Annotated in this window: 13 protein-coding genes; 7 read left to right on the top strand and 6 right to left on the bottom strand. The window is 60.5% G+C overall.

Translation table 11 applies throughout. The features are described 5' to 3' along the window. The first annotated feature begins 175 nt into the window (after positions 1-175). Positions 176-2,062, top strand: coding sequence for an MFS transporter (locus B5P46_RS31460; RefSeq protein ID WP_129422129.1), 1,887 nt, complete (start codon positions 176-178; stop codon positions 2,060-2,062). A 167-nt stretch (positions 2,063-2,229) separates the two neighbouring features. Here the strand turns inward: B5P46_RS31460 and lpxE are convergent, their stop codons facing one another. Beyond that, positions 2,230-2,964, bottom strand: a complete 735-nt coding sequence (gene lpxE / locus B5P46_RS31455; RefSeq protein ID WP_129422128.1) for a lipid A 1-phosphatase LpxE — start codon at positions 2,962-2,964, stop codon at positions 2,230-2,232. 175 nt (positions 2,965-3,139) lie between these two features. After that, positions 3,140-4,252, bottom strand: a complete 1,113-nt coding sequence (gene leuB, locus B5P46_RS31450; protein ID WP_129422127.1) for a 3-isopropylmalate dehydrogenase — start codon at positions 4,250-4,252, stop codon at positions 3,140-3,142. 166 nt (positions 4,253-4,418) lie between these two features. Here leuB and B5P46_RS31445 point away from each other — a divergent pair, with 166 nt between their 5' ends. Beyond that, entirely contained in the window at positions 4,419-5,351 is a 933-nt protein-coding gene (locus B5P46_RS31445; RefSeq protein WP_129422126.1) for a pyridoxal-phosphate dependent enzyme, read from the top strand. A 61-nt stretch (positions 5,352-5,412) separates the two neighbouring features. Here the strand turns inward: B5P46_RS31445 and leuD are convergent, their stop codons facing one another. The 3 genes from leuD to B5P46_RS31430 all read right to left on the bottom strand — a co-directional run bounded on the left by leuD (position 5,413) and on the right by B5P46_RS31430 (position 6,936). After that, complete coding sequence (gene leuD / locus B5P46_RS31440; protein ID WP_003543984.1) at positions 5,413-6,021, bottom strand: 3-isopropylmalate dehydratase small subunit; 609 nt, start codon at positions 6,019-6,021, stop codon at positions 5,413-5,415. Positions 6,022-6,153: 132 nt separating this feature from the next. After that, positions 6,154-6,573, bottom strand: coding sequence for a VOC family protein (locus tag B5P46_RS31435; protein ID WP_129422125.1), 420 nt, complete (start codon positions 6,571-6,573; stop codon positions 6,154-6,156). Between the two features lie 129 nt (positions 6,574-6,702). Next, on the bottom strand, positions 6,703-6,936 hold the full coding sequence (locus B5P46_RS31430; protein ID WP_018244124.1) for a hypothetical protein: 234 nt from the start codon (positions 6,934-6,936) through the stop codon (positions 6,703-6,705). 137 nt (positions 6,937-7,073) lie between these two features. On the opposite strand from B5P46_RS31430, the gene B5P46_RS31425 reads away from it, so the two are divergent. Both B5P46_RS31425 and B5P46_RS31420 read left to right on the top strand, forming a co-directional pair. Then, positions 7,074-7,994 carry an HpcH/HpaI aldolase/citrate lyase family protein gene (locus B5P46_RS31425; RefSeq protein ID WP_129422124.1) on the top strand — a complete coding sequence of 307 codons (921 nt, stop codon included), beginning with the start codon at positions 7,074-7,076 and terminating at the stop codon, positions 7,992-7,994. Beyond that, positions 7,994-8,200: a DUF1737 domain-containing protein gene (locus B5P46_RS31420; RefSeq protein ID WP_017966045.1), complete on the top strand. Its 207-nt coding sequence runs from the start codon at positions 7,994-7,996 to the stop codon at positions 8,198-8,200. Before B5P46_RS31425 ends, B5P46_RS31420 begins: the two co-directional genes overlap by 1 nt. Before the next feature lie 4 nt (positions 8,201-8,204). Here B5P46_RS31420 and B5P46_RS31415 read toward each other — a convergent pair whose 3' ends face one another. Further along, on the bottom strand, positions 8,205-8,642 hold the full coding sequence (locus B5P46_RS31415; protein WP_003589582.1) for a metallopeptidase family protein: 438 nt from the start codon (positions 8,640-8,642) through the stop codon (positions 8,205-8,207). Between the two features lie 161 nt (positions 8,643-8,803). Between B5P46_RS31415 and B5P46_RS35235 the strand changes: the two genes are divergently transcribed. From B5P46_RS35235 to B5P46_RS31405, 3 genes are read left to right on the top strand one after another with little or no spacing between them, the layout of a single operon-like run. Continuing rightward, complete coding sequence (locus tag B5P46_RS35235; RefSeq protein ID WP_245456336.1) at positions 8,804-9,748, top strand: ImuA family protein; 945 nt, start codon at positions 8,804-8,806, stop codon at positions 9,746-9,748. After that, positions 9,660-11,204, top strand: a complete 1,545-nt coding sequence (locus tag B5P46_RS31410; protein WP_281023738.1) for a Y-family DNA polymerase — start codon at positions 9,660-9,662, stop codon at positions 11,202-11,204. The genes B5P46_RS35235 and B5P46_RS31410 overlap by 89 nt, the downstream gene beginning before the upstream one ends. After that, positions 11,201-14,665, top strand: coding sequence for an error-prone DNA polymerase (locus B5P46_RS31405; RefSeq protein ID WP_129422122.1), 3,465 nt, complete (start codon positions 11,201-11,203; stop codon positions 14,663-14,665). Before B5P46_RS31410 ends, B5P46_RS31405 begins: the two co-directional genes overlap by 4 nt. Positions 14,666-14,775 lie beyond the last annotated feature (110 nt).

The raw sequence follows: 14,775 nt of genomic DNA, 5'->3' as shown, positions 1-14,775 counted from the left end.
ATCTTGATGCGCATGACAAAGCGTGGCGCCATTAGACTAAAGTCATAATCCGAAAGCATCTCTCTTTTTGATCTGTCGTTTCTGGCACACTCCCGTCAGGCGTGTCGCGGCCAGGGATATGCTTTGAGGAGAAGTAGGCCGCACGCGTTGATCATCACTCTGTGGAGGACAGACAATGGCAAATGTCGCAAGCATCGACGGCGCGAAGGCCGGTCCGATGACCGGCGAGGAGAAGAAGGTCATCTTCGCCTCGTCGCTTGGCACCGTTTTCGAATGGTACGATTTCTATCTCTATGGTTCGCTCGCCACCTATATAGGTGCGACCTATTTCACCCAATATCCCGAGGCAACGCGTAACATCTTCACGCTGCTCGCCTTTGCCGCCGGCTTCCTGGTCCGCCCCTTCGGCGCGCTGGTGTTCGGCCGTCTCGGCGATCTCGTCGGCCGTAAATACACCTTCCTGATGACGATCATGATCATGGGTCTGTCGACCTTCCTCGTCGGCATCCTGCCGGGTGCCGCCACCATCGGTATCGCAGCCCCGATCATCCTGATCGCGCTGCGCCTGCTCCAGGGTCTGGCGCTGGGCGGTGAATATGGCGGTGCGGCAACCTATGTCGCCGAACATGCGCCGAACGGACGCCGCGGCTACTTCACCTCATGGATCCAGACGACGGCGACGCTCGGCCTGTTCCTGTCGCTGATCGTCATCGTCTTTGTTCAATATCTGATGGGTGCGGCTGAGTTTGCCGCCTGGGGCTGGCGCATTCCGTTCCTGCTCTCGTTCGTTCTGCTCGGCATTTCCGTATGGATCCGCCTAAAGATGAACGAATCGCCGGCTTTCCAGCGGATGAAGGCGGAAGGTAAGGGCTCCAAGGCGCCGCTGACCGAGGCCTTCGGGACATGGAAAAATGCCAAGATCGCGATCATCGCGCTGCTCGGCGCCACCATGGGCCAGGCGGTCGTCTGGTACGGCGGCCAGTTCTATGCACTGTTCTTCCTGCAGAACGTGCTGAAGGTGGACCTGTTCTCGGCCAATGTCATGGTCGCCATCTCACTTCTCCTCGGCACGCCCTTCTTCGTCATCTTCGGCGGCCTCTCCGACAAGATCGGCCGCAAGCCGATCATCATGGCTGGCCTTCTCATTGCGGCGGTGACCTATAATCCGCTGTTCAAGGCGATGACGTGGACGGCGAACCCGGGGCTTGCCGAAGCTCAGGCTTCGATTCGGGCAACGGTGACGGCTGATCCGGCCGATTGCAGGTTCCAGTTCAACCCGACCGGCACGGCGAAGTTCACCAGCTCCTGCGACGTGGCGACGGCGTTCCTGACTAGGAACTCGGTGCCTTACGACGTCGTGCCAGGTACCGCCGGACAGCCGGCAACGGTAAAGGTCGGCAACGCGACGATCCCAAGCTTCGACGTCGCTGCCGCCGGCGACAAGGCGAAGGGCATGACTGCGGCCTTCGAAAAAAGTGTGAACATTGCGCTTCATGATGCTGGCTATCCGCTGAAGCGCGGTGTCGCCAAGGTGCCGGATTCCAAGCTCGATGTCTTCATCGCCGCCAATCCGGAACTGGCGCTCAACGCCGATACCGTGCGCGCCGGCGAGAAGGAAGCAATGCCGGCAGCCAAGTTGGTCGAAGGCAAGCTGCTGACGGCGGATGAGGCAAATGGCGTCACCGACATGGCGGTCTACAACATCGCCAATGGCGGCACCTTCGCCATGACCGCCGATCCCGCCCGCGTCAACTGGATCGGCACGATCGCCGTGCTGTTCGTCCTCGTCCTCTATGTGACGATGGTCTACGGCCCGATCGCCGCTCTGCTGGTCGAGCTTTTCCCGACCCGCATCCGCTACACCGGCATGTCGCTGCCCTATCACATCGGCAACGGCTGGTTCGGCGGCCTGCTGCCGGCGACGGCCTTCGCGATGAGCGCTGCCGCGGGCGATATCTACTACGGTCTCTGGTACCCGATCGTCTTTGCGACGATCACGCTGGTGATCGGCCTGATCTTCCTGCCGGAAACGAAGAACAGGGATATCCACGCCATGGATTGAGCGGCGGATTGAGCCCAATCCTTGCTTGAGAAAATAGGCCCGGCGCTCACAAGGCGCCGGGCTTTTCCATATTACAGCGCCGCGCGTCTTTTCGGACGCGCAAAGGACGCTGTAACATTTTGAATTGCGGCATAGTTTTATCCTTAAATCGATTCCGATTTAAGGAATTATGCAGTGCGAAACAGCCGCTTCGAGAGCGGCCAGCCATCCGGCGCCAGCGTGAAGAGCAAGCCGCAGCGGGCAAAGACAATCGCCGTCAGCAGCGAGAACCAGCCGCCGAAGGCAAGGCCGGCGATGACGTCGCTCGGATAATGGGCGCCGACCATGACGCGCGTCATGGCGAGCCAGATGGCGCAAGCGATGAAGGCAACACGGTAGCGCGGAAACAGCAAGGCGAAGGCGGCGAAGAAGGCGCCGACCGTGGTGGAATGGCCGGACGGGAAACTTTCGAAAGCGGAATGGCCCGAAAAGGGCGCGAAGGAAAACATGCCGTAGTCGTGGAAATGATCGGGACGCGCCCTGCCGATCGCACGTTTCAGCAGATTGGCGAGAAGTCCTGAGAAAACGACCGTGGCGAAAAGATAGGCGCCGATCCAGCTGACATAGAGCGCCTGCGCCTTGGAGCGCGCCGTCTTCAAAAGCTTGTAACCGGCCCTGCCCTGAAAGAACAGCAGGATGCTGGTGTAGATCAGCCAGGCGGAATCGCCGAAACCGGTCAGCAACTCGCCGAGGTGTTTCACCGGTGCGGGAACTTCGCTGGCGCCGATCGGCGCGTCGAAGAGCAGCATCGAAAGGATCACGGCATTGAGCGTGACGAAAAGGCAGGCCTGCCAGCGCAAAGGCGGCAGGCCAGCATCGCTCCGGCGCCAGCGCCTGTCCAGGGAAGCCCAAAATGCCCGCATTTCGTCGTCCGTTCGAATTTGTCCGCTCGTTAAAATCCGGCGCAAAAATACACGAGATTGTGGCTAGGAATAGTCCGTTTGGGATAATTCGACCAAACCGGTCCGGCGAGCGCTCTTAAGAAAAAAGCCCTCCGCATGCATCATGCGAAGGGCCGGAACTGTTTCACGTGAAATATCAGGCGGAAAGCGCCTTGAACTCGGCGAGGATCGCATCGCCCATCTCGACGGTGCCGACCTGCCTTGCGCCATCGGCCATGATGTCGCCGGTGCGGATGCCCTTGTCGAGCACGTTGGCGATCGCCTTTTCCAGATCGTCGGCTTCCTTCACCAGATTGAAGGAGTAACGCAGGCACATGGCGAAGGAGGCGATCATGGCGATCGGATTGGCGATGCCCTTGCCGGCAATGTCGGGGGCCGAGCCATGCACCGGCTCGTAGAGCGCCTTGCGCTTGCCGGTCTTGCCGTCGGGCGCGCCGAGCGAGGCCGACGGCAGCATGCCGAGCGAACCGGTCAGCATGGCGGCGACGTCGGAGAGCATATCGCCGAAGAGATTGTCGGTGACAATGACGTCGAACTGCTTGGGCTGGCGCACCAGCTGCATGCCGCCGGCATCGGCCAGCATGTGTTCGAGCTGGACGTCGGAATATTTCGCCTTATGCGTTTCGGTTACCACCTGGTTCCAGAGCACGCCCGACTTCATGACGTTGCGCTTTTCCATGGAGCAGACGCGATTCTGCCGCGTGCGGGCCATTTCGAAGGCGACGCCGGCGATGCGCTCGATCTCGTAGGTATCATAGACCTGCGTGTCGATGCCGCGCTTCTGGCCGTTGCCGAGGTCGATGATTTCCTTCGGCTCGCCGAAATAGACGCCGCCCGTCAGCTCGCGGATGATGAGGATATCGAGGCCTTCGACCAGCTCCGGCTTCAGCGACGAGGCCGCAGCAAGGGCCGGATAGCAGATGGCGGGGCGCAGGTTTGCGAAGAGCTGCAGATCCTTTCGCAGGCGCAAGAGGCCGGCTTCCGGGCGCACTTCGTAAGGCACGCTATCCCATTTCGGACCGCCGACGGCGCCGAACAGAACGGCATCGGCGGCAAGCGCCTTCTGCATATCGGCTTCGGAGATGGCAGCGCCATGCGCATCATAGGCGCAGCCGCCGACAAGGCCTTCGTCGGTGACGAAACCGGCATTCATCGCCTCGTTCATATAGGCGATGATCTTGCGGACCTCGCCCATGGCCTCGGGACCGATGCCGTCACCCGGCAGCAGGAAAAGATTGCGCGCTGTCATGAAACCCTCCTGGGAAAAACAAGTTGCGGTTTCTTAGACCCCGGAAATGGGCATTTCAAGCGACAGAAGCAGTGAATCGGTACGCTTCGCTCTTCGCCGCGACGGTTGCTCCTGCGTCCGCAAACGGATTAGAACGGTGACCCTATCTTTATCCTGGATGGTTCCCATGCCTTTCGCGCCTCTCCACCTCGATACGCCCTTGCTCCAGACCGCACTTGGCTACAGCGCCAGCGGCAAACCGCTCTGGCTGAAGCTCGATGCGCTGCAGCCTTCCGGCAGCTTCAAGCTGCGCGGCGTCGGCCGGCTTTGCCAGCACGAGGTGGAAAATGGGGCGCGCGAAATCTTCTGCGCTTCCGGCGGCAATGCCGGCATTGCGGCGGCCTATGCCGGCCGGGCGCTCGGTGTGCCGGTCACGATCGTCGTGCCGGAGACGACGGCGGCCGACGTACGGCAGACGATTGCCGCAACGGGCGCGAATGTCCTCGTTCATGGTTCGGTTTTCGATGAGGCCAATGCCCATGCGGTCGAACTCGCCCGGAGCCGCAAAGCAACCTATGTGCACCCCTTCGACCATCCGCTTCTGTGGGATGGCCATGCCACGCTGATCGACGAGGTGGTGGCGAAAGGGGCAAAATTCGATTGCGTCGTCACCAGCGTCGGCGGCGGCGGGCTGCTTGCCGGCATCGTCGAGGGGTTGAAGCGCAACGGGCTCTCCGAGGTACCTGTTATCGCCGTCGAAACGGAAGGGGCGGCTTCACTTCATGCCAGCCTCAAGGCGAATGAGCGTATCACCCTTTCCGCCATTACCTCGATTGCCAATTCGCTCGGGGCGCGGCAGGTGGCGCAGCATGTCTTCGACCTGCCGAAGCAGCATCCGATCGAAAGTGTTGTCGTCAGCGACGCCGATGCCGTTGCCGCCTGCCTGAAATTTGCCGATGCGCAGCGCATTCTGGTCGAGCCGGCCTGCGGTGCGGCCCTTGCGGTTGCCGATGTGCATGCCGGGCTGCTTCAGCGCTTCGATAATCCGCTTATCGAAGTCTGCGGCGGCATCGGCGTGTCGCTCGAAAAGCTTGAGGCCTGGAAAGAGAAATTTCTTTGATGTGCCGGAAAAGAAAAAGCCGGGCAAACACCCGGCTTGATCGGTAACCGATTGGAAGGGCTCAGGCTGCCCAGGGGTGCGAAGCGGCGTTCTTCTTTTCGAAGCTGTCGATCGCCTTGCCCTTTTCCAGCGTCAGGCCGATATCGTCGAGGCCGTTCAGCAGGCAGTGACGCTTGAACTCGTCGAGATCGAACTTGATCAAGCCACCATCGGGGCCGGTGATCTCGAGGTTTTCGAGGTCGACGGTCAGGATGGCGTTGGAGCCGCGCGAGGCGTCGTCCATCAGCTTGTCGAGATCTTCCTGGCTGACCTTGATCGGCAGGATGCCGTTCTTGAAGCAGTTGTTGTAGAAGATGTCGGCGAAGCTGGTCGAGATAACGCAGCGGATGCCGAAATCCAGAAGCGCCCAGGGCGCGTGCTCGCGCGAGGAGCCGCAGCCGAAATTGTCGCCGGCAACCAGGATCTTGGCATCGCGATAAGCCGGCTTGTTCAGCACGAAATCCGGGTTTTCTGAGCCGTCCTCATTGTAGCGGGCTTCCGCGAAGAGGCCGGTGCCGAGGCCGGTGCGCTTGATCGTCTTCAGATAATCCTTCGGAATGATCATGTCGGTGTCGACGTTGACAACCGGCAGGGGCGCTGCAACGCCCGTGAGCTTCACGAATTTATCCATGACCCATGCTCCATTTCAGCAAATCTACTTCCTGAATTTGCATCTAGTCCAGTTTTTCGCCGAAATGAAGGAGAATCTTTCACAGATGGCGGCCACGCGACGTTTCGCGCGGTCCGCCAATTGCGCCTGTCCCTATTTGGACGGTGCGTTCAACCCCCAGAGGACGCCGAACGGATCACGAAGCTGGCCGTAGCGGTCGCCCCAGAACATCAGTTCCACCGGCATGACGACTTCGGCGCCGGCGGCAACCGCGCGATCCCACCAGAAATCGATATCGTCGATAATAAGCTGGATGGCGAAGCCTTCATGGCCTTTGAAGGGGCCGAATTCGGGATAGGCATCCGACAGCATGAGGGAGCTGCCGTTGATGTAGAGATGCACATGCATCGTTCTGCCGTTTTCGTCGACCGGCACGCGATAGGCCTCTTCCGCGCCGAAAGCCTTCGTGTAGAATTCCGCAGCTTTCACCGCGCCATCGACCGTCAGATAGGGCAGCAGGCCGTTCTTGACCGGTGGCATCTTGGTCGGGTTGCTCTCTGTCGTCGCATCCATGCTTGTCCTCCATTCGTTTTTTGAACGCCGGCTGAATGCCTGGCTGCTTCAAGGACGTAGCATGGAAGCGTGATCCGACAGTGTCGGCCGAAATCTTTCGGCGAACCAAAATTTTCAGCGAAAAGGTGATCAGAGATCGATGATCGTGCCGCGGCCGTCGTTCCACACCCGCATCTCCGGCTTACCGTTATTTGCCTTGGCGCGGACCGGAGCGGGCTTCATCTTCATCGAAAGCGCGCGTCCGACCATGAGCACGGTCAGGATGCCGCCGACGGCAAGCGTCACCGAAAAGGTGAGAAGCAACATGGCCACGAAAACGGTGGCGCCGGCAAGCATGAGGAAGATGGAGCGAATGTTCTGCATGTTAGAGACCTTTCTTCGGAAAGGAATGTGGTCCTTCTCTTTCCTCTCTGCAAGGCAAGCATGGCTTTTTGTTGTTCTGCTAGATGTTCTGGGGTGGGCTGCTTGCTTCGGCTTTCAAAGCTTGGCACTAATTCGCCATGAGCCGAAACCCGACGACCCGCTCCATCCGCCTGCGCCGTTCGGTGCTGAGCGTGCCTGCCATCAATCCCCGCGCCCTCGAAAAAACCCATGCGGTCGATTGCGATGCGGTTATCTTCGATCTTGAGGATTCCGTGGCGCCGGAAAAGAAGGCGGAAGCGCGGGACAACCTGAGGAATTTCTTTTCGGCTCGGCCGCTCCAAGGCAAGGAGCGGATCATCCGCATCAACAGTCTGTCCACCGATTTCGGCCTGGCGGACATGGAGCTGGTGACGGCGCTTGGTCCCGATGCTGTGCTGCTGCCGAAGGTCGACGAGCCGCAGGATGTCGTGGCGCTCAGTGACCTTCTCTCCGAGGCCGATGCACCGGAAGATCTGCGCATCTGGGCGATGATCGAGACACCGCGCGGCATCCTCAATGCGGCGGCGATCGCCGAAGCTGGGCGCACGCCGGGCTCACGGCTCGATTGTCTCGTCGTCGGGCTCAACGACCTGCGCAAGGAAACCGGCGTGCTGCCGCAGCCGGGGCGGAGCTATCTCGTGCCGTGGCTGATGCAGGTCGTCCTTGCGGTCAGCGCCTACGGGCTCGATGCGATCGACAGCGTCTTCAACGATTTCAGGGACGAACAGGGTTTCGATGCCGAATGTCTGCAGGGCCGGGCCATGGGCTTTGCCGGCAAGATGCTGATCCATCCGGCGCAGATCGAGCCCGCCAACCGCCATTTCGGCCCGGATCAGGCAGCGATTGCGGAAGCGGAGGCGATCATATCGGCCTTTGCCGATCCCGCCTCCGACGGGCTGAACGTCATCAATGCAGGCGGACGGATGGTCGAGCGGCTGCATCTTGTCCAGGCGGAAAGTCTGGTCCATAAAGCGCGTCTGATCGCAGCCCGCCAGGCTGCAGCACGAAAGACGATGTGATGAAACTCTACCGCTTCCTGACCGGTCCCGACGATGCTTCCTTCTGCCACAAGGTCACCGCCGTCCTCAACAAGGGCTGGTCGCTGGAGGGCTCGCCGACCTATGCCTTCAATGCCGCAACCGGTGCGATGCAGTGCGGCCAGGCCGTCGTCAAGCATGTCGAAGGCAAGGACTACGATCCTGAGATGAAACTCTCCGAGCAGTGAGGTTTTAGCGCTCGGCGGCTTCCTCGGCGCTTGCCTCGATCCGCTCCATGTCATCGTCGCTCAGCCCGAAATGGTGGCCGATCTCGTGGATCAGGACGTGGGTGATGATATCGCCGAGTGTCTCGTCGTTTTCAGCCCAGTAGTCGAGAATGGGACGGCGGTAGAGGCGGATGCGGTTCGGCATCTCGCCGGTTTCCAGCGTGAAACGTTCGGAAATGCCCCTGCCCTCGAAAAGGCCGAGCAGATCGAAAGGGGTTTCCAGCGCCATGTCCTCGAAAACGTCGTCATCGGGGAAATCTTCGATCTCGATCGTGAGGTTGGTCGTCAGCTGGCGAAATTCATCCGGCAAATGGCTATAGGCCTCCATGGCCAGCGACTCGAAGGTGCTGATCGTCGGCGCATGGCGGTCCCGCCAATCATCGCTCTGGTCTATGCGGGCCATGAATATTCCTTCCTTTGCGGGCCCATATAGAACCTTTATTGCCGATTTTCGAGTGCGGAATCAAAGGCAGGAATATTTTCATAGAAAATGGCCGTTGACTCTTCATTAGCTCTCTGGAATCTATAAGAACATAACAGGAACAAGACGGATCGGAGAACGCCATGGCGCAGCACGCCCTGGCGCGCGAGCGGCTTTTTGCGCTCCGCGAAACCATCGCCAGACTGGAGGGAAGGCCCGCGCCGGCGCTTGCCGCAGCGGAACGGGAAGCCCTGGCGGAAGGACGTAAGACCCGCCAGGAGCGCACGCTGCCGCCCCTGCCGTTTGGGGTGGAGGTTCTCGACGGGGCGCTGGAAGGCGGCCTGCCGCTCGATGCGATCACCGAATTCCGTTCCGCTCTGTCTCGCGATGCCGGTGCTGCAAGCGGGCTTGCGATGGCTGTTGCCGCGCGGCTGCAAAAACAGGAAGCGGATGCCGGCTGCCTTCTGCCGTTGCTCTGGATCGGCGATGCCGTCGGCACGCTGGAGGCCGGCCGTCCCTATGCCCCCGGGCTTCGGGATTTCGGACTGAGCCCGGAGCGGTTTCTCCATGCGGCGCCGCGCAAGCTGGACGAGGCCCTCTGGCTGGCGGAGGTGGCGGTGGAAAGCGCTGCCTTCTCGGCCGTCATCTTCGAAGTGCGGGGCAATCCCGTCCATTTCGGCCTGACCGAAAGCCGCCGGCTCAGTCTCAGGGCGCATGCCGCCCGCCGTCCGCTCTTTCTTGTCCGTCAGGCCGGAGCGGAGGAGGCAAGCAGTGCGGCCTTCCGTCTGCATGTCGAACCAGCCCCGTCCGCTCTGCGGTCGTTGCCGGATGGATCGACACTTTCCGGCAGCATCGGCAATCCGATTTTCCGTCTGACGCTGGAGAAGAGCCGCAGTCCGGCCCCGCTCTCCTTTCTTCTGGAGTGGAATCCCCATGAACGCGAATTTCTCCCTGTCGCCGAACCAAACCTCGTTCGTCCTCCAGGCGAACAGTCAGCGCATTCTGGCGCTCAGCTTCCCGCATCTGCCAACGGACCGCATCGCCCGCAGGCGATGGGGGCTCTCCTGGCGTTCGAAAGGGCGTCCTGAGACGCCGCCTATCGTCTGTTCCGGCAAGCTCAACAATGCCATGCGGCTGACGGCACTGGACGAGTTGGCCGAGAGGCTGGGGTTGAGGAAGGATCTGGGCGTTGCCGAAGCGCGCGCCATGTACCCCATGCTCGAGGTCGCGGAAGAGGATCCGGCGGCCGACCGCCGGTTGCTGGAGGCAATTGCCGACTGGTGTGACCGCTATACGCCGCTGGTGGCGTTTGACGGCAAGGACGGCCTGTTTCTCGACATTAGCGGCTGCGCCCATCTTTTCGGCGGTGAAAAGGCGCTTCTCAAGGATGTGCTGTCGCGGCTTTTTCATATGGGGTTCGATGCCCGCGGCGCGATCTCATCGTCGCCCGGCCTTTCCTGGGCCGCGTCCCGCTTCGGGCAAGGCGGCGTGATCGAGGACGAAGAGACGGAACATGTGCTGATGTCCTTGCCGGTTGCAGCCTTGCGGCTGGAAGGACAAACCGTCGATGCCTTGAAGAAGCTCGGTCTGAAATATATCGGCGACGTCATCGATGCGCCGCGAGCGCCGCTGACCCGCCGGTTCGGCCCGGAGCTGCTTCTGCGTCTCGACCAGGCGCTGGGACGTGAAGAGGAGCCGGTCTCGCCCCGGCGTCCTGTTGCCAGCCTCTCGGCCGAAAGCCGGCTGATCGAGCCCATCGGGACGGAAGAGCAGATCCTTGCCGTCACCAGGCAGGTCGCCTTATCGCTGCAGCCGTCGCTGGAGGCGCGGGGGGCTGGCGGGCGGGTGTTCGAACTGGTCCTGTTCCGCGTCGACGGCAGGGTCTTTCGTATCTCCGTCGGCGCTTCGCAGCCGCTTCGCGAACCAAAGTTCATCGCCGGACTTTTTTCCGAGCGATTGCAGGCGGTCTATGACGATCTCGATGCCGGCTATGGTTTCGAGATCCTGCGGTTGAATGTGTTGCGGCACGATCCCTTCAACGAGACGCAGGGTGATTTCGAGGGCGACCGGCAGGGGGAGATCTCGCTTTCGGCCTTCGTCGACCGGGTCTCGGCCCGGCTTGGTGCGGATTGCCTGCAAAGCTTTCAGCTCCGCGAGAGCCATGTGCCGGAACGCGCCGTCATCACGGTTCCTGTGATGGAGAGCCTTCCCAGGCGGAAGGCAGCGCAGGACATCCAGCTTCCTTTCCGCGAAGAGCGCCCGCTGCGGCTCTTTGCAACGCCGGAGCCCGTCGAGACCATACTTGCCGAAGTGCCCGATGGTCCGCCGCAGATCTTCCGCTGGCGGCGCATTCAGCATCAGGTGGCAAGAAGCGAAGGGCCGGAACGGATTGCCATGGAGTGGTGGATCGATGGGAATGAAGCCGAGGCGCGTGACTATTTCCGTATCGAGGATGAGACCGGACATCGCTTCTGGATCTATCGGCGGGGCTTTTATGGTCAGGAGCTTGATCCTCGCTGGTTCATGCATGGCGTGTTCGCATGACAACCGTGCGCGCATTCTTCGAGATCGGCACAAGGACGAATTTCTCGTTTCTTGAAGGCGCCTCTGGCCCTGAGGAGATGGTCGTGCAGGCTGCTCGTCTACGGCTCGGCGGTCTCGGGATTGCGGACCGGAATTCGGTTGCAGGCGTCGTGCGGGCGCATGCGCAGGCGGAGCAGCTTGAGGAGAGATACAAGAACAGGGATGCGATTATGGCCCAGGCGAAGAAGGAAGGAAAAGAGGAGGAGATCTTCGATCCCATCCGGATTCAGCCGGGCGCCCGTCTCGTCTTTTCCGATGGAACGCCTGATATCCTCGCCTATCCCTGTAACCGGCGGGGCTGGGCGAACCTTTGCCGTCTTCTGAGCGCCGGTAATCTGAAGGAAGAAGCGGTCAAGGGAAGCTGCATTCTAACGGAAGCGGAGCTTATGAAATGGGGGGACGAGATGATGCTTGCCCTCGTTCCCGATCGCATCCTTGTCGATCATCAGGCGGGTCAGTCGACGCTGGAGGATTATCTGGAACGGTTTCGCAGACGCTTCCGCAAGGCTTTTTTTATGGCGCTGGCGCCAGCCTATGACGGCCGCGACAGGCAGGTCTTTGCGGTGCTTGCCATGCTTGCTGCCCGAAACCGTGTGCCGCTGATTGCGACCAACCAACCACTTTACCATCATCCCGAACGCCGGCCGCTTTCGGATGTCGTGATCGCGATCCGGGAGCATGTACAGATAGCGCAAGCCGGATTCCTGCTGGCGCCAAATGCCGAGCGCTACCTCAAGGATTCACGTGAAATGGTCCGGATCTTCCGGGACTATCCTGATGCGGCCGAGAATACGCAGGTATTTTTCGACAGGCTGACCTTTTCGCTGAAGGAACTGGAGCACAATTATCCGCCAGAAAACGATCCCGGCGAAACGCCGCAGGAGACACTCGAAAGGCTGACGAGAGCGGGAGCCGCAAGACGCTATCCCAAGGGTATACCGCCCAAGGTGGCGCAACAGATCGATTATGAGCTCAAACTCATTGGGGATAAGAAATATGCCTCCTATTTCCTGACGGTGCATAGGATCATCCAGCACGCTCGCTATGAACTCAAGGTCTTGTGCCAGGGACGTGGATCGGCGGCAAATTCGGTCATCTGCTATTGCCTCGAGATAACGGAAGTCGATCCTCAAAAAAGCACACTGCTCTTCGACCGCTTCATTTCGATGGATCGGGACGAACCACCGGATATCGATGTCGATTTCGAGCATGACCGGCGTGAAGAGGTCATCCAGTTCATCTATAAAAGATACGGCATAGAACATGCTGGGCTGACGGCGGGGGTGACGACCTACCGTACGCGCTCGGCGGGCCGCGAGGTCTCCAAGGCCTTCGGGCTGTCGGAGGATGTCCAGTCGGCGATCAGCAGCCTCGTCTGGGGCTGGTCGGAGGATAATCTCTCGGAGCGGGACGCGAAGGCGGCGGGTCTCGACGTCAAGGATCCGGTGACCCGAAACGTTCTTCAGTATGCGTCCGAACTTCTCGGGTTCCCGCGCCACCTCACCCAGCATGTCGGCGGCTTCGTCATCACGCGCGATAGGCTCGATGAGGTGGTGCCGATCATGAAGACGGCGATGCCGGATCGCTACATGATCGAGTGGGACAAGGACGACCTCGATAACGTCAAGATCCTTAAGGTGGATGTGCTGGCGCTCGGCATGCTGACCTGCCTGCGGAAGGCCTTCTCGCTGCTTGAATTGCATTACGACGTGAAGAAGACGCTCGCAGACCTCGGCAACAAGGAGCATGGGGACGAAGGCGAGCCGGTTTACGAGATGATGGGCCGGGCCGATACGCTCGGCGTCTTCCAGATCGAAAGCCGGGCGCAGATGAGCATGCTGCCGCGTCTTAAGCCGAAGGTGTTCTATGATCTCGTCATCGAGGTGGCGATCGTGCGGCCAGGACCTATCCAGGGCGACATGGTGCATCCCTATCTGAAGCGCCGGGAGCAGCGGGCCAAGAACATTCCGATCAAATATCCGAGCAAGGAGCTGGAAACGGTTCTGGAAAGAACCCTCGGCGTGCCCTTGTTCCAGGAACAGGCCATGCAGATCGCCATTACCGCCGCAGGCTTCAAACCGGCGGAAGCCGACAAGCTTCGCAGAGCGATGGCGACATTCAAGAGAACCGGCACGATCGGCAATTTCGAGAAGCGATTCATCGAGGGAATGGTCTCAAAAGGTTATGGCCAGGAATTCGCGCAGCAATGTTTCAACCAGATCAAAGGCTTCGGCGAATACGGTTTTCCGGAAAGCCATGCCGCCTCCTTCGCGTTGCTCGTCTATGCCTCCTCATGGCTCAAGGCCTATTATCCCGATGTCTTCTGCGCGGCGATGCTGAACTCCCAGCCGATGGGGTTCTATGCGCCGGCGCAGCTGGTGCGGGATGCACGCGAGCACGGGGTAAGGATCCTGCCGGTCGATATCAATGAATCGGACTGGGATTGCGTTCTGGAAGAGGCCAGCTTCGATCGGAATGCCGTCGATTTTCGGCATCATGAGATGCGCGAGATCATCAAGACCCGGCATGCGGTGCGGCTCGGCTTCCGGCAGATCAAGGGCCTTTCGACAGACGATATGGAACGGCTCGTCAGCAATCGAGGCAAAGGCTACAGTTCGGTGCGCGATCTCTGGCTGCGGTCCGGTCTACAGAAATCCGTCATCGAGCGACTGGCGGATGCCGATGCGTTCCGATCCCTCAAACTGTCACGACGCGACGCGCTCTGGGCGGTGCGGGCGCTGGATGTGAGGAGCGCAACCGAAGAGCTGCCGCTTTTCGAGCAGGTCCGTCATGTCGACCTCCAGGCCGAACCTGTGACGAAACTGCCGGAAATGCTGCCGGGAGAGCAGGTCATCGAGGACTATCGTTATCTCTCCCTGTCACTGAAGGCGCATCCCGTCTCCTTCCTGCGTGAGGAATTGTGCAAGGCCGGCATCACACGCAATGTCGATCTGTTGAAGGTCGCGAACGGAAAGAGGGTGACGATCGCGGGCCTCGTGCTGGTGCGCCAGCGGCCGGGTTCGGCCAAAGGCGTGATCTTCATGACGCTGGAAGACGAGACCGGCGTGGCCAATGTGATCGTCTGGTCGAAAATGTTCGACAAATACCGCTCGGTCGTGATGGGCGCCCGGCTGGTGAAAATCCGCGGCAGGCTGCAAAGCCAGAGCGGGGTGATCCATACCGTCGTAGAGCATATCGAGGACATGACGCCGGCGCTTGGTATCCTGCAACGCGAGGCCCGGCGTTTCGGCGTCTGCGAGCGGGCAGACGAGGTGCTGAGGCCGGGTGCCGATCAGCGGCAGAAAAAGCTTGTAAATGTGCAGGAGAGGGCCGAGCTGGAAAAACGAATGGTTGCCACAGGCCGCCATGCGGGTGCGGCGGAAACCGCTGAGGTAATGCCGCGCGGACGCAACTTTCATTAAAAATGCATTGCAGCGATCAGACCATGCGGCGCGCCTTCATTTGCCTATGGCGTCATCATCCTGAAACCGCTGCATAATCCCGGACGATATGCATGAAGGCCTCACCGGAC

The organism is Rhizobium leguminosarum (assembly GCF_004123835.1).
In the GTDB taxonomy this organism is placed as follows: domain Bacteria; phylum Pseudomonadota; class Alphaproteobacteria; order Rhizobiales; family Rhizobiaceae; genus Rhizobium; species Rhizobium leguminosarum_M.
This window is presented reverse-complemented; position numbering and strand designations above follow the sequence as displayed.